The organism is Nocardia sp. NPDC004568 (genome assembly GCF_040609955.1).
GTDB lineage: Bacteria > Actinomycetota > Actinomycetes > Mycobacteriales > Mycobacteriaceae > Nocardia.
Genome location: NZ_JBEXLL010000016.1, coordinates 72554 through 98207, shown reverse-complemented (window position 1 = coordinate 98207; position 25654 = coordinate 72554). Strand labels below are relative to the sequence as shown.

Here is a 25654-nt window from a genome sequence, read left to right as displayed (position 1 = left end):
CTACGAACGGCGCGCCGACATCCACCAAGCACTACTGAGCCTGGCCTGCTCGGTCATATGCCTCCGGAAGCTCATTCTGAACTGATCTTTAAGCCACATCCGACCCTCCTGGGCCGATTAACAACTTACGGAGAAACAATGCGTCTCCTCCCCGGGCCCCGCAGGCAACATGACGCCGCCTCTACCTGACATTCGCCGTACGATGTCATCGATCTCGTCAGCCGTGAGCCGGACCTCGAAGAGATCTTCCTCGGCTACTACGGACAGGACTGAAACGTCATGCTCCGGATGTCTATCTGAAGTGCTTTCGCGATCAGCGACGCGGCCTGGCATGGTGGAGCTTCGGAATAATCGCGCTGGTACTTCCGGAAAGCGCACTGTGGCCGTCCATTTCGGATGCCGCAGGCGTGGGGGACTTCGTGAAGAACTATCCCGGACCGTTGCGCGGGCTGTGCGACCTGGACGAATTCGGCACCGGCATCGGGTTTCTCGACGTCGAGCTTTTCAGCATGTTGCTGCCGACCCTGTTCCTCGTTTTCGCGATCGGTCGAGGGGCCAGGGCGATACCGCATACTTCTGGCTGCTGCCGGCGGGGCCGTCGCATTGCCGGCCGGGCTCCCGGTCTTCTATCGTCGTGACATTGCCGGAGTATGAGCATGGCCGCCCGGACGACGTGCCGCTCTCCGCACATCCAAGCGGGATATCTGTTCCAATGGCTCGATGATGTATCGCATGCCGAAAGGAACCAGAACATCGACCAAGTGGCGCGTCGCGGGCGTGGTGGGGGCCGCGGCAGCAGCCCTGGCCGCGGTGACGATCCCGGCCGCGACCAGCGCCGCCGCGCCTGCCCGCTGCGCTGCGGAGGCGCTGGACCTGAGCACCCGCGAGCGTCCGTCGGACTCGCCCGGTCAGGGCATGCTCGAAGTCGTGTTGACCAACACGTCCGCGCAGAGTTGCGCGGTGCAGGGGTTCCCGGGCGTGGACCTGGCGGGCCCGGATGATCCGACCTTCGGACCCACCTACCAGCTGCCCCGCCGGGCCGTGGAGCCCGTACCGCTGACAGTGGAACCGGGCGCCGCGGTGAGCAGCCCGCTCACATATCTGGCGGACGGACCGGACGGATGGGTTCCGGTGACTCTCGTCGTGACCCCGCCGGATACCACCACCCAGCTGCAGACGCCGTGGCCGGCCGGTGTGAGCGTGCAACGCCAGGACGGCGCCACTCACCTGGGCACCTATATCGGCCCGCTGCGACCCGCCTGATCATCCGCATGTCCGGCTACGATCAGGCACACGCCACGTAGGGTCGGGCCATGGCGACTGTCGCTCAGCACATGATCACTGCGTTGCAGGTCAGTGGCGTCAGCCGGGTCTACGGGTTACCCGGCGACAGCCTGAACGGGTTCACCGACGCGATCCGGCGATCGGACAGCATCACCTGGGAGCATGTGCGGCACGAGGAGGCTGCCGCGTTCGCGGCGACCGCGGAAGCGGCGCTGACGGGCCGGCTCGCCGTATGCGCCGGCAGCTGCGGGCCGGGGAACCTGCACCTGATCAACGGACTCTACGACGCACAGCGCACACGGGTCCCGGTGCTGGCCGTCGCCGCGCACATCCCGATCGGCGAGATCGGATCGGGGTACTTCCAGGAAACTCATCCCGAGGAGTTGTTCCGGGAGTGCAGCGTGTACTGCGAACTCATCAGCAGCCCGCAGTCGGCGCCGCGTGTGGTGGAGATGGCGATGCGGGCAGCGGTCGAGGAGAACGGCGTCGCCGTCGTGGTCATACCCGGCGAGGTCTTCCAGAGCCGCGTATCCGGCGATCGGTGGAGCAGCCGGCCGGTATTGCCGTCCCGGTCGGTACTACGGCCGGACGACCCCACCCTGCGCCGCGCCGCGGACATCCTGAACACCGGGTCGCGGGTGACGATTCTCGGCGGGGCCGGTACCGCCGGGGCGCACGCCCGGGTCATGGCCTTGGCCGAGACGCTGCACTCGCCGATCGTGCACGCGTTCCGCGGCAAGGAACACCTGGAGTACGACAACCCCTTCGACGTGGGGATGACGGGGTTACTCGGCTACGCCTCGGGATACAAGGCGATCAAGGAATCCGACGTGCTGCTGATGCTGGGTACCGACTTCCCGTACCCGCAGTTCTATCCCGAGGATGCCGCGATCGTCCAGGTCGATATCCGCGGCAGCCACCTCGGCCGGCGCACCCCGATCGACCTGGGCATGGTCGGCAGCGTGCGGGACACGATCGATGCGCTGCTGCCCCTGCTGGAGCAGAAGACAGACCGGACGCACCTGGACAGGTCGCTGCGCCATTACCGGCGCACCCGGCACTCGCTGGACGCGCTGGCGGTCAACGACCGCGACCGCACGCCCATCCGCCCGGAATACGTCGCCGGAGTGGTGAATCGACTGGCCGCCGACGACGCGGTGTTCACCTTCGACGTCGGATCGCCGACGATATGGGCCGCGCGCTATCTCACCATGAACGGTCTGCGACGGCTGACCGGCTCGTTCACCCACGGCACGATGGCCTGCGCCCTGCCGCACGCGATCGGCGCGCAGACCGCCCACCGGGGACGGCAGGTGATCGCCCTCGCCGGCGACGGTGGACTGACCATGCTGTTCGGCGAGCTGATCACCCTGGTGCAGAACGACCTACCGGTCAAGGTGATCGTGTTCAACAATTCGTCGCTCAACTTCGTGGAATTGGAGATGAAAGCGGCCGGGGTGGTGAACTTCGGTACCGACCTGGCGAATCCCGACTTCGGCGCCGCAGCCCGGGCCATGGGGATCTGGGGACGCCGGGTGGAAGAGCCCGGTGATCTGGAGCCGGCCATCGCGGAAGCGTTCGCACACGAGGGGCCCGCGCTCGTCGACGTCGTCGTGGCACGGCAGGAATTGACGATCCCCCCGGCCATCTCGGCAGAGCAGGCCAAGGGGTTCACGATCTACGCCATCCGCACCATCCTCGCCGGCCGCGCCGATGAACTACTCGACCTGGTCACCACCAACGTCGCCCGGCGCATCCTGGACTGACCACGCCGCGACGCCCCGGGCTGCCGGCCGCGGACGGATCGGCGCCCGGCGTCCTCCGAGGGACGCGGCCTATTTCGCGTCTCCGTAGCACTCCACCACCGCCGTGGTGAAGGGAAACCGGACCGGTGTGGGTCCGAATGCCAGCCGGCCCGCGGTATCGGCCGCGGTGGTGATCATCTCGGCGACCCGCGGTGCCTCCTCCGCCGGACAGTGCACGATCACCTCGTCGTGCTGGAAGAACACCAGTTCGGCACGGAGCCCGGCACGCGAGATCGCATGACGCAGTCCCGCGAGGACCAGAAGTGCCCAGTCGGCTCCGCTGCCCTGCACCACGAAGTTACGCGTGAAGCGGCCCCGGGCACGCGCCGCCGAGGTACTGCGGTACTCGCCGGAGCTCTCCTGGGACAACTCCTCCTGTTCCGGCGCGGCGACCGACACCGGCGGGCAGGTCCGCCCCAGCCAGGTGCGGACCAGACGGCCCTCTTCGCCGGCCCGTGCCGCGTCGTCGACGTAGGCCACCGCGGCCGGATACCGCCGGCGCAGACCGGCCAGGTGGGTCAGGGCGTCACCGGAGGTCTGGCCGTAGATGGCGCCCAGCAGAGCGAGTTTGGCTTGCGCGCGGTCGCCACCGAAGCCCCGGGCCGCCAGGTCCGCGTACAGGTCCGCGCCGCGGCCGGCCACCTCCATCAATCCGGGATCGCGGGAGACGGCGGCGAGTATGCGCGGCTCCATCTGGTCGGCGTCGGCGACCACCAGGGACCATCCCGGGTCGGCACGGATGGCCCGCCGGATCACTTTCGGGATCTGCAGGGCGCCCCCGCCGTTGGTGGTCCAGCGGCCGGTCACCGTGCCGCCCGGCAGGTATTCGGGGCGGAATCGGCCGCCGTGCACCCAGTGCTCGAGCCAGGACCAGCCGTGCGCGGTATAGAGCCGGTACAGCGACTTGTACGCCAGCAGTGGCGCCACGGCGGGATGATCGATGCGCTGGAGCTCCCATTTTCGCGTGGACGACAGCAGAATCCCGGCGCGGGAGAACGCCCTGATGATGTCCTGGGGTAGGTCCGGACGGACTCGCACCCCCTCCCCGAAGGCCCGCGACACCTCCTCGGCCAACTCCGCCATCCGGCGTGGTTCCGACCCGCCCGCGTAGCGCTCCCCCAGCAGCGTATCCAGCAATTCACGATGCACGTCGGCGCGCCACGGGATGCCCGCCCGCGACATCTCCGCGGCGACCAGCATGCCCGCCGATTCGGCGGCGAGCAGTAATCGCATCCGGTCCGGATACTCGGTGGCCGCGGTCCGCGCGAGCTGACCGGCGTAGACCTCCACCAGGGCGGTGAATTCGTCGGTGCCCGACGGCAGCGGTACCGGGCCCGACTCGAACAACGAGGGCTGGGTTTCGGCGGCCCGTGCGGGGGCGTCCGGCGGAACGGGCAGGTTGCGCAGACGAGCCCACGCGGCCGCCAGCGAACGAGGCTGACCGGCCTGCCCTTCCTCGTACCCGATCAGCAGCGCCTCCGCGGCCTCCACGTCGTAGCAGCGCTCGACCCGCACACCGGCCGCCAGCAGGGGCCGGTAGATGTCGGCGGTGGACCGCCACACCCACCGCTCGACCTCGGGGCGTGACCGCACCGCCTCGGCCAGCGACGGTTCGCGGATCACCGGCGCGGCGGGCCGGCCGGCCGGATCGAGGGGACACAGATACGCGCCCCCGTCACCCGCCTCCGCCACCGCCCACCGCACGTCCCCGAGTCTGGCAGCGGGGTCCGACACCCACGGCACCGGTCCGTCGCGACACCGGCCGGCGCGGTGTGGCATACCCGCCCGGGGGGCGGGCCCGGAGGCGGAAGGCAGCCGTGCCGTCGCGCGGTCAGCACCGGCCGGCCGAGGATTCGCCGAACCATCCCGCCCGCAATCCTCGCCATCCCAGCGGGAGTTCGACACGACCGGCCCGGATATCGGCGACCAGGTCGGCATAGCCGTCGCGGGCCTGGCCGAGGTGGAACCACGCCGTACGCCGAAGACGCCGGTCCGCGCAGTGGCGAACGGCCCACCGGGCTTCCACGTACCGCGTCGCGACCTGGTCGATGACCTGTCCGAGAGAGTGGGTATGGCTGCGCGCCCCGGTGCGGTGCGGTAGGTGCCGCACCCGCCAGGTGTCGATATCCGCCACCACCGCGCCGATCCGCCGCCGCAGATCCGCTGCGCCGGACTGCCCGCCGCGGTGGGCCGGCTCCGGGCCGCCGGTCAGGTGTGCGGCCCGCAGGGCACCCAGTTCGTGCGCGAAGCCGGTCAACACCGGACCGTCGTCGATATCGAGATGACCGGCGATCGCGGCCAGCAAGCGTTCGGGCGACGGCAATGCCGTGGCGCCGTGTAGTTCGTGCACCGCCGCGCGCACGCCCGGATCGCCGGCACGCACGTCGATTTCTCCGCGAAGGAGTTTCCCGCTTCGCGGGAGCGGTACCGACCCGAGGCGCTCCCGCGGCGCGGGCGCGGGGCGGCGCCGTTCGTCGGCGTTCATGCCGCGCGACCGGATCCGTCGACGCGATCGGCGCTTTCACGCTGCCGGATCTGGCGCAGCCGGTAGGCCACCAGCTCCTCGACCCGAGCGGTCTCGGCGATATTGCCGGCCTCGTCGCTCACATAGGCCGTACCCGCCAGCAGGGCGAGGAGCAGTCCGGTAGTCCAGGCCACCCACCCCGCGCCCTCGGCGGCGAACCCGCCCACCCAGGGCGAGATGAAGAGCATCAACCCGATCACCGAGAGGGCCCAGTGGTCCTTCGTGGGGTTTCGCGCGAGTAGCGACCACATCGCGTAGACGACGGTGAGCGCACCCAGCCCGAGTGTGAGGCCGGTACCGGCCGCGGTGGTGGCGAGCCACACGGGCGTCGCCGCGGTCGCGATCCCCAGGACCATCGCCGCCCAGCCCACGATCGAGTTCTTACTCCTGCTGCCCATATCCTATCTCCTCACGCTACGCTACACGTATCGTAGCGCCCATGACCGGCATGATGGAACCGGTTGTGAGGGACCGGACACACAGGCAAGGAGATTCGATGACCGAGGCACCGGCACCCCGTGACGAACGGATCACCGCCGCGACACTGGAACTGCTGCGCGCCAAGGGACCGAAAGCGGTGACCGTCGAGGCCGTCGCCGCACTGTCCGGGGTGGCCAAGACGACGATCTACCGTCGATACAGCAATCGCGGCGACATGCTCACCTCGTCACTGAGTTCGATCGCCGAGCCCGAGCCGCCCCCGGCGACCGCCACCCTGCCGACGGTGCTGCGGTGGGTTGTCGAACAATCCCTCCACGTCGCCGACGCGAGTATCGGAGCAGGCGGAGTGGCCGCGCTGCTCACCGACGATGATCCAGAGTTCACCACCCTGATCCGCGCACTGCTCGTACAACACCGCCACCGGCTGTCCGAAGCGCTGAGCCGAGCGTTCGAGGCGACGGCACCGCGCGCAGACCTCGACGCCGAAACAGTCCTGGACATGATCGTCGGCGCCTACCTCGCGGAGACCGCGCGCAGCGGCGGAGTGCGAGACGACTTCAGCGAGCGAGTGCTGGCAGTGATCGGTTCCGCGATCACCGCCGGTTCCCCGAATCGGTGATCCACCCCGGAGACCGGCGGCCACCGTGTCCCGCCGGTCGAGCCCGGGCCGTATCGGGTCAGGCGGGCGCTTCGCCTTCGAAGCCGGAAGCCCGGAACCGCCCGCGCAACGAGAGGTCGCGAAGCATATTCGTGACCTCTTCCGGTGACATCGTCGGAGTCTCCGGTTCCAGCCACCACTGCAGAACGGTGATCCGCTCGCCGACCCACGCCCGGGCCAGCAGATCGATATCGATATTCGACGTGGCGCCCTGGGCCTCCGCGCGCGCGGCGAACACCACCGCGGCGATGGCGGCCCGGTCGTCGATGAACCGGCGCAGCGCGCGCCCGTCGCCCTCGCCGCGCAGGATCACCCGATAGGTATCGCGTTCCTCGGCGGCGTGCCGGAACATCTCCAGAATGGGTTTCCCCGTGAAACCGACCGACGACGTGGAGACCAGCGGCCGCTGCCGCTCCTGCAGTTCATCGATCAGATCGGTGACGATGTGGTTCAGCAGATCGTCTTTGTCGGTGTAGTGCGTGTAGAAGGTGGCGCGGTGGCGGCTCTCGATCACCGTACTGCTCCGGCATTTCGCACAGTTGCCGCGATCCCGATTGTCCGCCGAGCAATGCACACAAGCGACGAGATGTTTCTCTCCCGACTTCGACGACAGCACGGCCGGTCGGGTGAAGAAGCAATAATGCGCGATGCGGGTCGGTACACCGGGACGACACCCGAAAGTCGCCCGATCGACCGGATCCGGACTCCGTTACGCAAACTCTCTTTCCGCCGAGCTGTTCTCGGATTTCGGGCCATAAAACGTTGACAAGGTGCAACGAATTCTCTTGTTGTTGTTTATCGCCCTGTGACGTCCGCCGATATTCTGTACGAAGCTCGACCCGGTCGATACCCGAAAGACTGGATCAGGTTACGGCACATACTGCCGATTTCGGGGTCCCGGCAAAGAATCTTGCGCGGGAAGCGAGATTTCGGTCTGTACTCGGGGAAAAACCTCTGCTTACACTGAGGGCGGCCGGTTATGGAGGAGAGCTATGGAACGCTCGGATCCAACATTTTTGCCAGGATCGGGAGGAAACGGGCCGGCCCGGTCCGGGAGTGCGGTCGGAAATCCCGTGCCGCTGTCCGCCGGACAGCGGGGACTGTGGCTCGCGCAGCGACTGCGGCCGGATATTCCGATATCCGAAGCGCAGTACATCGAAATACACGGGGACCTGGATATCGGGCTGCTGCGCCGCAGTCTGATTCGAGCGGGACACGAATTCCAATCCGGATATGTGCGCCTGGTCGAGAACGACGGTGAACCGCAACAGCTGTACGACCCGTATCTCGAGTCGACGGGGCCCGTCCTCGATCTGCGTGGCGAACCGGACCCGATGGAGGCGGGGCTGCGGTGGATGCGCCGCGAATACACGACACCTCTCGATATCGTCCGGGACCGCCTGTTCGCCGGGGCACTGTTACAGGTCGGCGAGCGACATTACCTGTGGTACAACCGGGTTCACCATGTCGCGCTGGACGGCTACGGCGCGATGACCATGGTGAACCGGGTCGCGGCGCTGTACACCGCGGCGATACCCGGCGGGGCCGCGGAGCACGGCGCCCCGGTGGAGCCGTGCCGGGCGGCGGATCTGCGCACGCTGTACGAAGCGGACCGCGGCTACCGGGAGTCGAAGAGGTTCAGCGACGACCGGGCGTACTGGGTGGACAGGCTCGCCGGCGCCGCGGAGGGCTCGAGTCTCGCGGCCGGCTACGCACCCGCGTGCGCGGAAAGCGTGGCCGTGCTCAGCGAACTGGACCCGGGGACGGTGACCCGGATAGACCATTGCGCGACAGCCCTGGCCGCGAGCCCGGCCGCCGTGGTGATCGCCGCCTTCGGCTGCTATCTGGCCCGGATGACCGGCCGCGACGATGTCATGGTCGATATCCCGGTATCGGGGCGCACCACCGCCGTCCTGCAGCGCTCCGGAGGCGTGTTCGTCAATGTCGCACCGTTTCCGATCGACCTCGGCACCGGGCATACGGTGGCGACGCTGATCCGGCAGGTGCAGTCCGACCTGATCGGCGCCCTGCGACATCAACGCTGCGGCCTCTACGATATCCGCGCCGCCGCCGGCGCCGACGGGCAGCGGCGGTACGCCGGGCCCATGGTGAACGTCATGTTCTTCCCGCAGGAGATCCGGCTCGGGCCGGTCACCGGGGAATTCCACATCCTCAGTTCCGGACCGGTCGAGGATCTGCTCGTCGATCTCTACCAGACCGGCGATCCACCGCGGACGATCCTGCACTTCATGGCCAACCCCGACCTCTACACCCGGGACGAACTGGCGGCGCACCGGACGGGGTTCGCGCGGTTCCTGGACGCGTTCGCGGCCGCTGCGCCGGACACCGGGCTCGGACAGGTCCACCCCGACAGCGCCCGGACCGGTGCCCGGATCCGGCGCCGCCGGGCGACCCTCGCGTTCTGGCGGGAGACGCTCGCCGACCTGCCGGAGGAATTGCCGCTACCGTTCGATCGGCCGCGTCCGGCGGTGTCCTCGGGCCGGCGCGGGAGCCGCCGGTTCGGATTGAGCGTGGACCTGGCGGGTGCGCTGGAAGAAGTCGCGCGAGCGCGTGACACGTCGTTGTTCACGGTGGTCCATGCCGCGATGGCGGTGCTGCTCGCCCGCTCGAGCGGTTGCGCTGATATCGCTGTCGGCGCTCCGGTGATCCGGCACGACGCCGGCCCGGCCGGCGCAACGGCCCCGGAGCCGGTCGACGCGGTGGTACTGCGGACCGAAACAGACCTCGGTGAATCGTTCACGGGGTTTCTCGACCGCGTGTCCCGGGCGGATTCGGCCGCCTTCGATCATGCCGCGATCCCGTTCGCGCGGCTGGTCGAGGAGCTGCACCCACCGCGGTCGCCGGCGCGGCATCCGCTGTTCCAGGTGATGGTGGCGTGCGGGGCCGCGCCGCGCGGGGAGCCGGATCCCACCGGTCCGGAGACCACGGTGACCGGACTTCCCGATCCGGCCGGGCTCGATCTGCGGATCGCGGTGTCCGAGGACGACGCCGGATCGACTGTCACGGTCGACTACTCGGCCGATCTGTTCGATGCGGACACGGTCGACTCGTTGATGCGGCGATGGATACGGATCCTGGAGTCGGTGGCCGTCGACCCGGGGCGCGCGGTGGGGTCGATAGACGTACTCGATCCCAGCGAGCGCGCGAGATTGCTGACCCGGTCCGGTCCCGGCACCGTGGCGCCCCGTACGTTCGCCGAACTGCTTGCCGCGGCCGCGGCCCGGGACCCCGGCGCGCCGGCGATTCTGTCCGGCGGTACCCGGATCGAATACCGGGAGCTGGACGAGCGCTCCGACCGCTTGGCCCGCGCGCTCATCGAGCGGGGTGCCGGGCCCGAAAGCGTGGTCGCCGTGGCGATACCGCGCTCCCCCGATTCCGTTCTCGCCCTCTGGGCGGTGGCGAAGTCCGGCGCGGCCTTCCTGCCGATCGATCCGTCGTATCCGGCGGCCCGGATCAGCCATATGGTCACCGACTCCGGGGCCGCACTCGGCCTCACCGTCGCCGAGGTGCGCGCCGAATTGCCCGACACCGTCGAATGGCTGTTCCCCGGGGACGACCATCCGCCCGGCGGCACCCGGCCGATCTCCGACGACGACCGGATCACCGTACTGCGGCCCGCGCATCCCGCCTACCTGATCTACACCTCGGGTTCCACGGGCACGCCGAAAGGCGTGACCGTGACGCACTCCGGGCTGGCCGCCCTGGCCGCCGAGCAGCGCGAACGGTACGGGGTGACCGGGGCCGCACGCACCCTGCATCTCGCCTCACCGAGCTTCGACGCCTCGGTCTGGGAACTACTCCTCGCGGTGGGCTCCGGCGCCACGATGGTGATCGCCGAGCCCGGCACCTACGGCGGCGCGGAACTCACCGGCCTGATACGCCGCCATCGCGTGACGCACGCGGTGGCGACCCCGGCCGCATTGGCCTCGGTGGATCCGGCCGGGCTGGACAGCCTGCGCGTGGTCGTCGCCGCCGGGGACGCCTGCCCGCCGGAGCTGGTGCGGCGCTGGACCGGCGGCGGACGCGAGTTCGTCGACGCCTACGGTCCCACCGAGGTCACCATCATGGCGAACCACAGCGCCCCGTTGGCGCCCGGGGAACCGGTCACCATCGGCGGTCCGATCCGCGGTGCCTCGGAGTGGGTGCTGGACCGGCGCCTGGAACCCGTCCCGGTGGGCGTGGCCGGTGAGTTGTACATCGCGGGCGCGTTGCTCGCCCGCGGCTACCACCACCGGCCGGGAACGACCGCCGCGCACTTCGTCGCCTGTCCCTGGAAACCCGGTCAGCGGATGTACCGCACCGGGGACATGGTCCGGTGGACCGCGGAGGACACCATTCAGTATCTGGGCCGGTCGGACTTCCAGGTCGAGATCCGGGGGGTGCGGGTCGAACTCGGCGAGATCGATGCCGCCCTGGCGGCGTGCGAGTCCGTCGGATTCGCCGTCACCGTCGGTCACCACACCGGTTCCGGGACCGCCGCGCTGGCCGCCTATGTCGTGCCCGCACCCCATCATTCGATCGACATCCCGCTGCTCACCGAACACCTTCGCGGCCTGCTGCCGTCCTATATGGTCCCGCCCTCCATCACGGTGCTCGAGCATGTCCCGCTCACCCCGGCGGGGAAACTGGACCGCACGGCGCTCCCGGATCCCGTCCGTGCCGCCACGATGCCGTTCCGGCCGCCCGGGACACCGGTCGAGCGCACGGTCGCACGGGTTTTCGCCGAGGTACTCGGTCTCGGCACCGTCGGTCTCGACGATTCGTTCTTCGCACTCGGTGGCGACAGTCTGACCGCGACCCGGGTCGCCGCCCGGCTCGGCACGGCGCTGGGCGCCGAGGTCCCGGTGCGGTTGTTGTTCGAAGCGCCGCGGGTCTCGGAACTGGCCGCCCGGGTGGAGGGGCAGATGCGCACGGGACGGCAGCGCCCGCCGCTGGTCGCCGGACCCCGGCCCGACCTGGTGCCCTTGGCGCCGGCCCAGCAGCGGATGTGGTTCTTCAACCAGTACGACACCGCTTCGGGTGCCTACAACATGCCGATCGCGGTCCGGCTGCGGGGCGAACTCGATCTCGGCGCCCTGCGCGCGGCGATGACCGATGTCCTGGGCCGGCACGAGTCGCTGCGGACGCGCTATCCCGAACAGAAGGGCATGCTGACCCAGGTGGTCGAGCCGGTCGACGCCGTCGATCGGGAGTTGAGCCCGATACCGGTCGGGGCGGACCGGCTGGTCACCGCGATCACCGAATTCGTCCACGAGGGCTTCGATGTGAGCACCCGGGTCCCGGTGCGTACCCGGTTGTTCCGGGTCACCGGCAGCGCGGAGACCGAATACGTGCTGGCCGTGGTGGTACACCATATCGCCGCGGACGGTTTCTCGATGGGCCCGCTGGCCCGCGATGTGACGGTCGCATACGCCGCGCGCGCCCGGGGGGCGGCGCCGGTGTGGCCACCGCTGCCGGTCCAGTACGCCGATTACGCCCTGTGGCAGCGCGCCGTCCTGGGGGATCCCGATGACCCCGAGTCGCTGAGCGCCCGGCAGATCCGGTACTGGAAAGAGACACTGGCCGACCTGCCGGAGGAGCCGGGCCTGCCCTTCGATCGGCCGCGACCGGCGGTGCGGTCGAACCAAGGTTCTACCCACCGCTTCGGCTTGGGCTCGGACCTGGTGGGAAAACTGCGTGCGTTCGCCCGCAACCGCAGCTCGTCGTTGTTCATGGTGATCCACGCCGCGCTCGCGACAGCGCTCGCCCGGTCGTGTGGTTCCGGTGATATCGCGATCGGCACGCCGGTGGCCGGGCGGGGCGCCGCCGTCCTCGACGACGTGATCGGGATGTTCGTCAATACGGTGGTCCTGCGCACCGAGGTGGACCCGGGTGAGTCGTTCGCCGCGCTCCTCGACCGGGTCGAACGAATCGATCTGGCCGCGTTCGGGAATGCCGACGTTCCTTTCGAACAATTGGTGGACGAACTCGCCCCGCAGCGTTCGCAGTCCCGGCATCCGCTGTTCCAGGTACTGCTGGCCTTCCAGAATCTGGCCCGCGCCGAACTGGAACTGCCCGGCCTGAACGTCTCGGTGCTCGACCTGCCCGACGATGTGTCCCGGTTCGATCTCCAGCTGATGCTGGCCGACGACGAGCGCGGCGGTCTGGCGGTGACGGTCACCTACTCGACGGAACTGTTCGATGCGAGCACGATCGAATCCCTGATGCGCCGGTGGTTCCGGATACTGGCCGCGGTGGCGGCCGATCCGGCGGTCCCCGTGGGCGCGATCGAGCTACTCGAACCCGCCGAACGCGCCGATCTGCTGACCCGTTCCGGTCCGCCCGCTGTCGCGCCCCGCACCCTGGCCGAGTTGCTGGCCGCCGGCGCCGCCCGGAATCCCACGGCGACAGCGCTGGTCGCCGACGGAACCCGCCTCGATTACCGGGAGCTGGTCGAGCGCGCCGGCCGAGTGGCCGGGATACTCATCGAGCGGGGCGTCGGACCCGACGACATCGTCGCGGTGGCGATGCCCCGGTCCGCGGATTTCGTGCTCGCGGTCTGCGCGGTGGCCGCGTCCGGCGCCGCCTTCCTGCCGATCGACCCGACTCATCCGGCCGCCCGGATCACTCATATGACCACCGATTCCGGAGCCGTGCTCGGCCTGACGACCGCCGCGGTACGCGACCGGTTGCCCGACACCGTCGAATGGCTGATCCCGGACAGCACCGGCACCACGGAGCGGGCGGCGGACGGCGGCCCCGTCTCCGACGCCGACCGGGTGCGTCCACTGCGCCCGGACCATCTCGCCTACGTCATCTACACCTCCGGGTCGACCGGTCTGCCCAAGGCCGTCGCGGTAGGTCATCGGGGGCTGGCCGGTTGCGCGCGCGAGCACCACGAGGGCCTGCACATCGGGCCGGGTTCGCGCGTCCTGTGCCTGTCCTCGCCGAGTTTCGACGTCTCGGTACTGGAGCTGCTGTCGGGGCTGGCCGCGGGCGCGACGATGGTCGTCGCCCCCGGTGACGTCAACGGCGGCGACGCGCTCGGCGAACTGCTCGACCGCGGGCAGGTGGGCCATGTGTTCATCACCCCGTCCGCGCTGTCCACCGTCGACCCCACCCGATGGCCGTTACCGCACCTGCGCACACTGATGGTCGGCGGCGAGGGCTACGGGTCCGAATTGGTCCAGCGCTGGAACCGCGGCCACGAGGTGTTCGACGAATACGGCCCCACCGAGGTCACGATCGCCGCGACCCGCTCCGACCCGCTGGTGGCGGGCGAACCCGTGACGATCGGTGGCCCGATCCGCGGTGTCACGGTGTGGATCCTGGACCGGCGGCTACAACCCGTCCCGGCCGGGGTCACGGGTGAACTGTACGTCGCGGGCGCGCTGCTCGCTCGCGGGTACCACCGCCGGCCGGGCACGACCGCCGGGCACTTCGTCGCCTGCCCCTGGAGCACCGGACGGCGGATGTACCGCACCGGGGACATGGCCCGGTGGACCGCGAACGGAACCATCCAATATCTGGGCCGGTCGGATTTCCAGGTCAAGATCCGCGGCCTGCGTATCGAACTCGGTGAGATCGACGCGGTACTGGGCGCGCACGAGTCCGTCGGATTCGCCGTCACCGTCGGGCACCGCACCGGCGCCGGCGCGATGGCGCTGGCCGCGTATGTCGTTCCCGCGCCCGGTCGGTCGATCGATACCGCGCAGCTGATCGATTACCTCGGCACCCGCCTGCCGTCCTATATGATTCCGCCTTCGATCACCGTCCTCGAACACCTCCCGCTCACACCGGCGGGCAAACTGGACCGTAAGGCGCTGCCGGAACCGGCCCCCGCGGACAGCACCCCCTTCCGCGCACCGCGAACACCGCTCGAGCAGACCATCGCCGGGGCATTCGCCGAAGTACTGGGGATCGACACCGTCGGTCTCGACGATTCGTTCTTCGCACTCGGCGGCGACAGCATCATGTCGATCATGCTGGTGAACCGGGCCCGGTCAGCGGGCGTGCTGTTCTCCGCGCGTGAGGTGTTCGACCACCGGACGGTGGCCGGGCTGGCCCGGGTCGCCGTCCGCGCCGACGACGCGGCGCGCGCGCCCGGTGCGGTGGAACCACCCGGCGCGGGGGTGGGGCGGATTCCGCTGACACCGATCATGCACTGGTTCACCGAACACGCGCGGTCCGGAACCGGCCGCATCACCCAGGCCGTCCTGCTGGGAATGCCCACCGGAGCGTCGCGGCAGCGGCTGGCGGAGACCGTGCAGGCGGTACTCGATCGGCACGATATGCTGCGCTCCCGGTTGCGCCCGGACGGCGACGGGGCGTGGACCTGGGAGACGGTGCCGGTCGGCGCGATCCGCTCCGACGACATCATCCACCGGGTGGCCACGGACGCGGAGCCGGGTAGCCCCGGGTTCCGCACGGTGATCGCGGCGGAATCCGCGGCCGCGGCGGACCGGCTGGACCCGGCCTCGGGGATCGTGATGCAGGTCGTCTGGTTCGATCCGGTGGACAGCACCGGGCCGGGCCGACTGCTGATACTGGTGCACCATTCGGCGATCGACGGCGTTTCCTGGCGGGTGCTGGTGCCCGACCTCGCGATCGCGTGGGCGCGGCCGGAATCCGGTGCACCGCCCGATCTCGCGCCGGTGGGGACCTCCGTACGCGGTTGGGCGCACGGGCTGGTCGAGGCGGCCCACCGTCCGGAGCGGGTCGCGGAACTCGGGCTGTGGCAGGCCATGGCCACGGGACCCGATCCGGTCATCGGGTCTCGTCCCCTCGACCCCGAGGTCGACGTGGCCGACACCGTGCGCACGGTCGAGATCGAACTCCCGGCCGAGGTGACCGCGGCGCTGTCGACCGAGGTGCCCGCCGCGTTCCACGGCAGCGTGGCCGACGGCCTGCTGGCCGCGCTGGCGCTGGCGGTGACGACGTGGCGCCGCGGACGCGACCTCGCGGATACCGGTGGGCGGCTCGCGGAGCCGGTGATCGGCCTCGAGGGGCACGGCCGCGAGGAGGACATCGTCCCCGGCGCGGATCTGAGCCGGACCGTCGGCTGGTTCACCACGAGTTTCCCGGTGCGACTGACTCTTCCGGATATCGACATCGACGACGCGTACGCGGGTGGACCGGCGCTCGGCGCCGCGGTCAAAGCCGTCAAGGAACAGCTGCGCGCCGTCCCGGACCACGGTATCGGCTACGGCCTGCTGCGCTACCTGAACGAGGACACCGCGCCGATATTGCGAGCCCTGCCGACGCCGCAGATCGGGTTCAACTATCTCGGCCGCATCGTCGCCGGGCCCCGCGGGCAGGCGCAGGCCTGGCAGCCGGTGGACGACGGGGGCGATTTCGCCGGTGCCGAACTCGCCCGTGCCCTGAATCCGGATATGCCGGTGACCGCGGCGCTCGAGGTCACCGCCCGGATCGTGGACGACGGTGTCCGGCCGCGCCTGCGGGCCATCTGGTCCTATCCCGCCGGGGTGCTGGACGCCGCGGAGGTGCGCCGGGTCGCGCACTCGTGGTCGGCGGCGCTGACCGCACTGGCGGCGTATGCCCGGCGGCCCGGGACAGGGGGACGGACACCGTCGGATCTGGATCTGGTCCGGCTGGGGCAGTCCGAGATCGAGCGGCTCGAGCAGAGATACCCGGCGATGCAGGACATCTGGCCGTTGACCCCCTTGCAGGAGGGTCTGCTGTTCCACGCCCTGGCCGCCGAGGACTCGACGGACGCGTATGTGGTGCAGCTGGTCCTTCACCTGCGGGGCCGCGTCGATCCGGAGCGGCTGCGGCGAGCCGGACAGCTGCTGCTCGATCGGCACGCGAATCTGCGCACCGCGTTCGTGACCGATATCGGGCCGGTGCAGGTGGTCGACAGCGGTGTGGCGGCGCCCTGGTCGGAGGTCGACCTGTCCGGACTCGACGACGACGCGCGGGCCCGCGAATGGGAGCTGCTGACGGCCGCGGACCGGGCGACCCGGTTCGACCCGGCGCGCCCCCCGCTGTTGCGCTGGACGCTGGTGACCACGGGGCCGGACAGCTACCGGCTGGTGCTGACCCAGCATCACCTGCTGCTCGACGGCTGGTCGACACCCTTGTTGCTGCGTGAGTTGCTGGTGCTCTACGCCACCGACGGTGACGTCACCGTACTGCCCCCGGTCCGCCCCTATCGGGACTTCCTGGCGTGGCTCGGCGCGCAGGACCGCACCGCGGCGCTCGATGCCTGGGCGCACGTATTCGACGGCGCCGACGAACCGACCCTGCTGGCTCCGGCGGACCCCGGGCGCGGCTACACCGGATCCCGCGATGTGACCGGCGAGCTGACCGAGGAGCAGACCGCGCGGCTGACCGGTCTCGCCCAGGCGCAGGGAATCACCCTCAACACGGTGCTCCAGGGAGTGTGGGCGATCGTGCTGGGCCTGTTGACATCCCGGCACGATGTGGCCTTCGGGTCGACGGTCGCCGGGCGTCCCCCGCAGATACCCGGTATCGAATCGATGATCGGACTGTTCGTCAACACCCTGCCGGTGCGGGTCCGGCTCGACCCGGCCGAGAGCCCGGCCCGTCTGCTGGCGCGAATCCAGGCGGAGCAGGCCGCCCTGCTCGATCACCACCACGTGGGCCTGACCGATATCGAACATGCCGCCGGGCCGGGGGCGGTGTTCGACACCATGACGGTGTTCGAGTCCTATCCGGTCGACCGCGGCGGGCTGACCGCGGAGACCGATATCGCCGGCCTGCGGGTCGTCGACGTGACCGGTACCGACGCCGCCCACTATCCGCTGGGCGTGGTCGCGCATATCGACACCCGGCTGCACCTGCGCGTCAAATATCTGCCCGAACTCTTCGACCACGACGCGGCGGCCGCGATACTGCGCCGAATACTGCACGTACTGGACCTGCTCGTCACAGACCCGGACCGGCCGCTGGGCCGGCTGGATCCGCTCTTCCCAGCGGAGTACCGGGAGCTGCTCTCGATCTCGGGTGATCCGGCGGCGCCCGAGCAACTCCTGCCGGACCTGCTGACGGTGGGCCGGGACCCGGAGGCGATCGCGGTGGTGCACGGAGATCGCCGGTGGACCTACGGCGAACTCGACGCGCAGTCGAATCGGCTGGCGCGGTTGCTGATCGCCCGGGGCGCCGGCCCGGAAACCGGTGTCGCGGTGGGGCTGCCGCGGTCGGCCGAGTCGGTGCTGGCGATCTGGGCGGTGGCGAAATCGGGGGCGGCGTTCGTTCCGGTCGACCCCGCGTATCCCGCCGGCCGGATCGACCATATGCTCACCGATTCCGGTGTGGCGCTGGGTATCACCACGGCGCAGTGGCGGGATCGACTACCCGGCCGGGTGTGCTGGCTGGTCCTCGACGAGCCCGCGACGGCGGCGGAAGTCGCGGCCACGGCGGCGGCACCGCTCACCGATGCGGAGCGAACACTGCCGGTGCGGGCCGATCAGGTCGCCTATGTGATCTACACGTCCGGTTCGACCGGCGTGCCGAAGGGTGTGGTCGTCTCGCATCGGGGTCTGGCCAATCTGGTCGCCGAACAGAGGTCTCGGTTCGGAATCGGTCCGGCCACTCGCGTCCTGCACGCCGCCTCGCCGAGCTTCGACGCGGCGATCCTGGAACAGCTGTGCGCGTTCGCGTCCGGCGGGCGGCTCGTGATAGCGCCCCCGGCCGCCTACGCCGGCGCCGAACTCTCCCGGATCCTGCGGCAGGAGAGAGTGACCCATGCCGCGCTCACCCCCACGGTGCTGGGGACCATCGACCCGGCCGGGCTGGAATGCCTCGAAACGGTCGCACTGGGCGGTGAAGTGCCCCCGCCGGAACTGGTGTCGCGCTGGGCGCCGGGCCGGACCCTGGTCAACACCTACGGTCCCGCGGAGGCCACGGTCGAAACCGATGCCACCGATCCGTTGGCGGCGAACGCGCCGGTGACGATCGGCGGACCGATCCGCGGAGTCGGGCAGGTCGTCCTCGACACCTGGTTGCGACCGGTGCCGGTCGGGGTGGTGGGCGAGTTGTACCTGTCCGGTCCGGGCCTGGCCCGCGGCTATCGCAACCGGACGGGCACGACCGCGGCGCGGTTCGTCGCCGATCCGTTCGCGGGACCGGGTCGGCGGATGTATCGGACCGGCGACCTGGTGCGCTGGTCGCGGCAACCGGACGGTGATCCGGCACTCGAATACGTGGGCCGGGCCGATTCCCAGGTGAAGGTCCGCGGCTTCCGCATCGAACTCGGCGAGGTCGAATCGGTGCTGCGAGCCTGTCCGGGCGTGGCCGACGCCGCGGCGGCCGTGCGCCGGGACCCCGCCGCCGGCGACCGGCTGATCGGATATCTGGTGCCCGAACCCGGCGCCGCGGTCGACCCCGCCGCGACCCTCGCCCACGCCGGCGAGCGATTGGCCTCCCATATGGTCCCCGCGCACGCGACAGTGCTCGACGCGCTACCGCTGACCGCGACCGGCAAGCTCGACCGCGCCGCGCTCCCGGCGCCGGACTTCGCCGCGGCCCGGGCCGCGTCCCGGGCTCCGGCCACCGGAGCGGAGAAGACGCTGGCGCGACTGTTCGGGGAGGTACTCGGAGTCGACGGGGTCGGCGCGGACGATTCGTTCTTCGCGCTCGGCGGCGACAGCATCATGGCCATCCAACTGGTGACCCGGGCCAGGGCGGCGGGACTGGTGTTCTCGGCGGGCGCGGTGTTCGACCATCGCACGGTCGCCGGGCTGGCCCGGATCGCGGTGCCCGGCAGCGGTTCCGCGGCGCCGTCCCGTCCGGCCGAACTGCCCGGCGGGGGCGTGGGGCCGGTGCCGCTCACCCCGATCATGTGCTGGATGTTCGAGCGCGGCAGCTTCGACCGGTTCTGCCAGTGGGTCGAGCTGACCCTGCCCGCCGGGATCGACGCCGCCGGGATCGGCGCCACCGTCCAGGCGGTACTCGATCACCACGATATGTTGCGCGCCCGGCTGCACCCGGACCCGGCGCATCCGTCGGGCTGGGCGTTACGAGTGGAGCCCGCCGCGGTATCGGCCGCCACGCTGCTGCGGCATGTGCCGGTGGACGAGGCACCCGGCAGCAGCGCGTTCACCGCGCGCGCCGAGGCCGAGGCGGACGCGGCGGCCGGCCGCCTCGACCCCGCCGCGGGCGTGGTGCTGCAACTGGTCTGGCTGGATCCGGCCGGACGGCCCGGCCGGTTGCTCGTCGTCGCGCACCACCTGGTGGTCGACGGGGTGTCATGGCAGATACTCGTCCCCGATCTCGCCGCGGCCTGGGCGCAGGTGCGCGCCGGGCATCGGCCGCGCCTCGCGCCCGTCGGTACGTCCATGCGCCGCTGGGCCGATGCCCTGCGCACCGCCGCCGTGGAGCACGGCGAACTCGACCGGTGGCGGGCCACACTGGGCACCGGCGATCCGCCGCTCGGTCCGCGCCCGATCGATCCGGCCGTGGATGTGCAGGCCACCGTCGCCACCGACCGGATCACACTGTCCACCGCGGTCACCCACGATGTGCTCACCACCCTCCCCCGGGCCTTCCACGGCACTGTGGACGACGCGCTGGTGACCGGGCTCGCGCTGGCGCTGACCCGGTGGCGGGGCCGCCGCGGGGTCGCCGCCGCCGAGACGCTGCTGACCCTGGAGAGTCACGGCCGCCACGACAGCGTGCTCCCCGGAGCCGATCTCACCCGCACCGTCGGATGGTTCACCACCACCTATCCTGTGCGGCTCGACCTGTCCGATATCGATATCGAGGACGCGTTCGCCGCCGGGACGGCCGCCGGAGCGGCGGTCAAATCGGTCAAGGAACAGCTCCGGCAGGTGCCTCGCCACGGAACCGGTTTCGGACTGCTGCGCTACCTCGACAGCGATACCGGCCGCGTGCTGCGCGCACTGCCCACCCCGCAGGTGAGTTTCAACTATCTCGGCCGGTTCGACACACTTCCCGCGGCGGCGCGAGCCGCCGAGTGGATGCCGGCCGGCCCCCGATCCGCCGGCGGCGCACAGAATCCGGACGCGCCCGTAGCCGCCCTGCTGGGTATCAACGCGGCCACCACCGACACACCCGGCGGGCCGGCGCTCACCGCCGCCTGGGAGTATCCCCCCGGCATCCTCGACCCGGGCGAGGTCGGCGAGCTCATGGAACTGTGGCGGGACGCGGTGACCGCGCTGGCCACGCACGCGGCCCGGCCCGACGGCGGCGGTCTCACCCCTTCCGATCTCGATCTGCTCGACCTGGACCAGGTCACGATCGACCGGCTCGAGGCCCGGCAGCCGGGACTGGACGACATCTGGCCGCTCACTCCCTTGCAGGCCGGGTTGCTGTTCCACGCCCAGCTCGCGGCCGGCGATCTCGACGCCTATGTGGTCCAGCTCTGCGTGGAACTCGGCGGGTCCCTCGATGTGGACCGGCTCCGGCGCGCCGCGCGGGATCTGCTCGCGCGACATCCGAATCTGCGGACCGCGTTCGACCGCGACAGCGCCGGGGAACCCGTACAGGTGGTGCACCGGCACGTCGACGTGCCGCTCACCCGCATCGGACTGCCGGGGCACGACGAGGAGGCGTTCGAACTCGAACAGGTCATGGCGGCCGATCGCCGCGCCGGCTTCGACCCGGCGGTCCCGCCCCTGCTGCGGCTGACGCTGATCGATCTCGCCCCGCAGCGGTACCGGCTGGTGCTGAGCATGCACCACATCCTCATCGACGGATGGTCGACTCCGCTGCTGATCCGGGAACTGTTGCAGCTCTACGTCGGCGACGGCGACCCCACCCTGCTGCCGCCCCCGGTACGCCCCTATCGCGATTACCTGGCGTGGTTGCGGGCACAGGACCGGGACGCGGCGGAGGACGCGTGGACCCGGGCCCTCGAGGGCGCGACCGAGCCGACCCTGCTGGCTCCCGCCGACCGCGGCCGTCGGCAGACCGCCGCCGGACGCGAGGTCCGCCGGGAGCTGAGCGAAGACCGCACCGCGGCGCTCACCGTGGTGGCCCAGCAGCAGGAGATCACCCTCAACACCATCGTCCAGGCCGCCTGGGCGATAGTCCTCGCGTCCGAGACCGGCCGCGAGGACGTGGTGTTCGGGTCCACCGTTTCCGGCCGCCCCCCGCAGCTCGAAGGCATCGAATCGATGGTCGGGCTGTTCGTCGACACGGTGCCCGTGCGGGTACGGCTCGAGCGGGACGACACCCTCGCCCGCCTGCTCCGGCGCATCCGGACCGAACAGACCGCGCTGCTGGACCATCAGCACCTCGGGCTCGCCCGGATCCAGCAGGTGGCGGGCCCCGGCGCGGTCTTCGACACCGTGACCGTCTTCGAGTCCTACCCGATCGATCGGACCGGGCTGTCCGAGGCCGCCGATATCGCCGGGCTGCGTGTCCTGGGCATCCACGGCCACGATGCCGCGCACTATCCACTCGGCCTGATCGTCGAACACGGCGCCCGGCTGCGCCTCGGCTTCGAATACCTGCCCGAACTCTTCACCCCGGACCGGATCGACGCATTCGCCGACCGGATCCTGCGGGTACTGGACGATATCGCCGGACACGTCGACCTTCCGCTCACCCGGCTCCGGCTGCTGTCGCCGGCCGAACGCACCGCGCTGGTACCCGTCCGGGGTCCGGCCGGCGCCGCGCCGTCGGTGCTGCCGCACGTGCTCACCTCGGCGAGGGCACCCGACACCCTCGCGGTGATCGCGGACGACGTCCGCCTGACCTACCGTGAGCTCGACGAACTCTCGAACCGATGGGCGCGGGTGCTGATGGGCGCCGGCATCGGGCCGGAGTCGTTCGTGGCCGTGGTCCTGCCGCGGTCCGCCGACGCGCTCACCGCCGTATGGGCGGTGGCGAAAACCGGCGGCGCGTTCGTACAACTCGACCCCGCGGATCCGGACGACCGGATCGCCCGCATTCTCGCCGATTCCGGCGCCGCCACCGGGCTCGCCCCGGCCGACGTCCGGCACCGGCTACCGGACACGATCGACTGGTTCACCCTCGACAGCCCGTCCTTCGCCGCGGCGGTGGCCGCGGCCGCACCCGTCGCGATCACCGACTCCGAGCGCGCGACCACGCTACGCCCGGAACACCCGGCCTACCTGATCTACACCTCGGGCTCCACCGGTGCGCCGAAAGGCGTGGTGGTCACCCATGCCGGGACAGCGAATACGGCCGCCGAGGCCCGGGAACGGTTCGGCCTCGGCCCGGCCGCCCGCGTACTGGCCGCCGCGTCCCCCAGCTTCGATGTCTCGATTCTGGAATGGCTCGGCGCCGCGGCCGCCGGCGCCACCCTGGTCCTCGCTCCGTCGCGCGTGGTCGCGGGCGCGGAGCTGGCCGCGGCGATCGACGCCGGACACGTCACCCACGCGGCGCTCACCCCGACCGTGCTCGCTTCGCTGGATCCCGGCGCGCTGGGCACACTCGACACCGTGGTGCTCGGCGGTGAGACGTGCCCGCCCGAGCTGGCGGCCCGATGGGCGGCGGACCACACGGTGATCAACACCTACGGGGCCACCGAGACCACCATCATGAGTTGCGCCGCCGCACCGCTGCGCGACACCGCCCCGGACGGTCCGCTCCCCATCGGCGGCCCGGTGCGCGGTTTCGCGGCGGTGGTGCTCGACCAGGGCCTGCGTCCCGTCCCGCCCGGCGTGGTCGGCGAGCTGTACCTCGCCGGACCGGGACTCGCCCGGGGTTACCACCGGGACCCCGCCACCACTGCCGCCCGATTCGTCCCGGATCCGTACGGGCCGCCCGGCACCCGGATGTACCGGACCGGCGACCTGGTCGCCTGGAACGCCGACCGGTCACTGCGGTACACCGGCCGCAGCGACCGGCAGCTCGAGATCGCGGGCAACCGCGTCGAACCCGGCGAGGTCGAAGCCGTGCTGCGCGGCGGTGCGGATATCGACCAGGCCGCCGTCACGGTCCACGCCCGGGGCGACGGCACCGGCAGGCTCGTCGGATACGTCGTCCCCACCCCCGGCACGACCCCCGATATCCCGGCACTGACCACCCACCTGGCGACGCGGCTGCCCACCCATATGATCCCCGCCGCCATCGTCACCCTCGACCGGCTCCCCCTCACCGCGACGGGCAAACTGGACTACCGGGCGCTTCCCGCGCCGGACCGGCCGGCCGCGGTGTACCGGCCGCCGGCCACGCCGCTCGAGGCCACGGTGTGCGATGTCTTCGCCGGCATCCTCGAGCTGGAACGGGCCGGTGCCGACGACAACTTCTTCGACCTCGGCGGCAATTCGCTGGACGCGGCCCGGGTGGCGGCGCGGCTGGGTGACACGACCGGTGCCGACGTACCGCTCCACTGGATGTTCACCGATCCGACTCCACGGGCGCTGGCCCGCCGCGTCGAGCGCCGCCGCCGGGGCGTGGACGAGCCGGCGGCCGACGACGCGCTCGCGGTGCTGCTTCCGCTGCGCGCCGCCGGACACGACGCCCCGCTGTTCTGCGTACACCCGGCCATCGGACTGGCCTGGGGGTTCAGCGGCCTGCTGCACTATCTCGACTCCGATCGCCCCGTCCACGGGCTGCAATCACCGGCGCTCACCGAACCCGAGACGCAGTTCGCCACGCTGGACGACCTCGCGGCCCGCTACGTCCGGGAGATCAGGGCCGTCCGGCCACACGGTCCGTACCACCTGCTCGGCTACTCGCTGGGCGGCACCATCGCCCACGCGATCGCCGTCCGGTTGCGCCGGGACGGCGAGACCGTGGCGACCCTGGCCATGATGGACACCCGGGTCGTCACCGACGACAGCGTCCGCGCTCCCACGCCCACGATCGCGGCCATGCTGGCCGAGGTCGGCGTCGCCGACCCGGACGCCGACGAGCTCACGATGGCGGCCGCGGCCGAATTGCTGCACCGGCAGGGTGGACTCGCCACCCTGCTGACCGCGGAACATCTCACGCGGCTGCACCGCGACTACGACCGGCTGGTCGACCTCACCTGGCAGCACCGGCCCGGCCTCTTCGACGGTGACCTGATCTATTTCGGCGCCGCACCGGAAGGTACGGACGACGGCACCGCCCCGGCCCGTGCCTGGGCCGACCACATCACCGGCCGGATCACCGAGCACCCGATCCCCATCCGGCACGAGCAGATGACCGCTCCGGAGGCACTCCGCGCCATCGGACTCGTCCTCACCCAGCACTTCCAGTCCGCCCGGACTTCTTCGACGCCAGGACCCGACTCCAGCAAGGACACCGATCATGACCACTGACCGCGCTGTAGGTAGACGCTCCGGAATCGAACCCACCAGCCTGTTCGCGCCCGATCCGGTGAGCGCCGCCCTCGAGCACCCCCGTACCTCCGACCTCCGGCGGTGGACTCTCGAATACCTCTGCCGGCCCCATCCGGACCTCGGCCGCCACGGTCCCGTATGCCCGTACATGAGCCACGCCGTCGAACGCCGGTTCCTGTGGGCGGCGTTTTTGGACGGTCCGGGAATCGATATCGACCGCATCGCCGCCATCGTCGACGACCTCTACGAGCTGTTCCCCACCCTGGAGCCGACCAAAAACCCCGACGCCCGCTTCAAAGCTGTCCTGGCGGTCTTCCCCGATCTCACCGATTACACGGGGATCGAGGCGGTCCAGCGCGATCAGAAGACCCGGTTCGTGCACGACGGCCTGATGCTCGGACAGTTCTATCCGGGCTGCACTGTCGCCGGACTGCACAATCCGGACTTCCCGGCGCTCGATTCGCCCCTTCCCCTGCTCGCGGTCCGGCACATGGTCTCCACCGACTTCCTGTTCCTCGACACCCGCCAGGAATGGATCGATATCTACCTCCGGATCTTCGCTCCGGCGATTCCCGAGTTCATCACCTCGGCCATGGCCGACCGACTCGTGCACCCGCCCGCCGCACAGGACAACGATGCGCCCGTCTCCGAACCGGTCGGCGCGCACGCCGGATCACCCGGGCCCCCGTGATCCCCGGCC

10 protein-coding genes are annotated in these 25654 nt (G+C 70.7%); 6 read left to right on the top strand and 4 right to left on the bottom strand.

The features are described from left to right. The first annotated feature begins 419 nt into the window (after positions 1–419). The 3 genes from ABZV91_RS10810 to poxB all read left to right on the top strand — a co-directional run bounded on the left by ABZV91_RS10810 (position 420) and on the right by poxB (position 3050). Positions 420–638, top strand: coding sequence for a hypothetical protein (locus tag ABZV91_RS10810; RefSeq protein ID WP_355238698.1), 219 nt, complete (start codon positions 420–422; stop codon positions 636–638). A 94-nt stretch (positions 639–732) separates the two neighbouring features. Further along, on the top strand, positions 733–1263 hold the full coding sequence (locus ABZV91_RS10805) for a DUF4232 domain-containing protein (RefSeq protein ID WP_355238695.1): 531 nt from the start codon (positions 733–735) through the stop codon (positions 1261–1263). 50 nt (positions 1264–1313) lie between these two features. Next, a complete protein-coding gene (gene poxB / locus ABZV91_RS10800) occupies positions 1314–3050 on the top strand; it encodes a ubiquinone-dependent pyruvate dehydrogenase (protein ID WP_355238692.1) in 1737 nt (578 codons plus the stop codon). Positions 3051–3119: 69 nt separating this feature from the next. On the opposite strand, the gene ABZV91_RS10795 is transcribed toward poxB, so the two are convergent. From ABZV91_RS10795 to ABZV91_RS10785, 3 genes are all read right to left on the bottom strand, one after another. Next, a complete protein-coding gene (locus ABZV91_RS10795) occupies positions 3120–4793 on the bottom strand; it encodes a bifunctional 3'-5' exonuclease/DNA polymerase (protein WP_355238689.1) in 1674 nt (557 codons plus the stop codon). A 127-nt stretch (positions 4794–4920) separates the two neighbouring features. Then, entirely contained in the window at positions 4921–5472 is a 552-nt protein-coding gene (locus tag ABZV91_RS10790; protein WP_355238686.1) for a hypothetical protein, read from the bottom strand. Between the two features lie 98 nt (positions 5473–5570). Further along, entirely contained in the window at positions 5571–6011 is a 441-nt protein-coding gene (locus ABZV91_RS10785; protein WP_355238683.1) for an SPW repeat protein, read from the bottom strand. A 98-nt stretch (positions 6012–6109) separates the two neighbouring features. On the opposite strand from ABZV91_RS10785, the gene ABZV91_RS10780 reads away from it, so the two are divergent. Continuing rightward, positions 6110–6673 (top strand): TetR/AcrR family transcriptional regulator, encoded by a 564-nt coding sequence (locus ABZV91_RS10780; RefSeq protein ID WP_355238680.1) that lies wholly within the window; start codon positions 6110–6112, stop codon positions 6671–6673. Positions 6674–6731: 58 nt separating this feature from the next. Here the strand turns inward: ABZV91_RS10780 and ABZV91_RS10775 are convergent, their stop codons facing one another. Next, positions 6732–7226, bottom strand: a complete 495-nt coding sequence (locus tag ABZV91_RS10775) for a TetR/AcrR family transcriptional regulator (RefSeq protein WP_355238677.1) — start codon at positions 7224–7226, stop codon at positions 6732–6734. Between the two features lie 559 nt (positions 7227–7785). Between ABZV91_RS10775 and ABZV91_RS10770 the strand changes: the two genes are divergently transcribed. Both ABZV91_RS10770 and ABZV91_RS10765 read left to right on the top strand, forming a co-directional pair. Further along, the gene (locus tag ABZV91_RS10770) at positions 7786–24933 is read left to right on the top strand and encodes an amino acid adenylation domain-containing protein (protein ID WP_355238674.1); all 17148 of its coding nucleotides are present in this window, start codon (positions 7786–7788) and stop codon (positions 24931–24933) included. Continuing rightward, positions 24923–25645 carry a DUF6875 domain-containing protein gene (locus ABZV91_RS10765; protein WP_355238671.1) on the top strand — a complete coding sequence of 241 codons (723 nt, stop codon included), beginning with the start codon at positions 24923–24925 and terminating at the stop codon, positions 25643–25645. Before ABZV91_RS10770 ends, ABZV91_RS10765 begins: the two co-directional genes overlap by 11 nt. Positions 25646–25654 lie beyond the last annotated feature (9 nt).

Coding starts and splice junctions, on each gene's coding strand:
- poxB (WP_355238692.1), top strand. CDS start 1,314: ATGGCGACTGTCGCTCAGCACATGATCACTGCGTTGCAGGTCAGTGGC.
- ABZV91_RS10765 (WP_355238671.1), top strand. CDS start 24,923: ATGACCACTGACCGCGCTGTAGGTAGACGCTCCGGAATCGAACCCACC.
- ABZV91_RS10780 (WP_355238680.1), top strand. CDS start 6,110: ATGACCGAGGCACCGGCACCCCGTGACGAACGGATCACCGCCGCGACA.
- ABZV91_RS10785 (WP_355238683.1), bottom strand. CDS start 6,011: ATGGGCAGCAGGAGTAAGAACTCGATCGTGGGCTGGGCGGCGATGGTC.
- ABZV91_RS10805 (WP_355238695.1), top strand. CDS start 733: ATGCCGAAAGGAACCAGAACATCGACCAAGTGGCGCGTCGCGGGCGTG.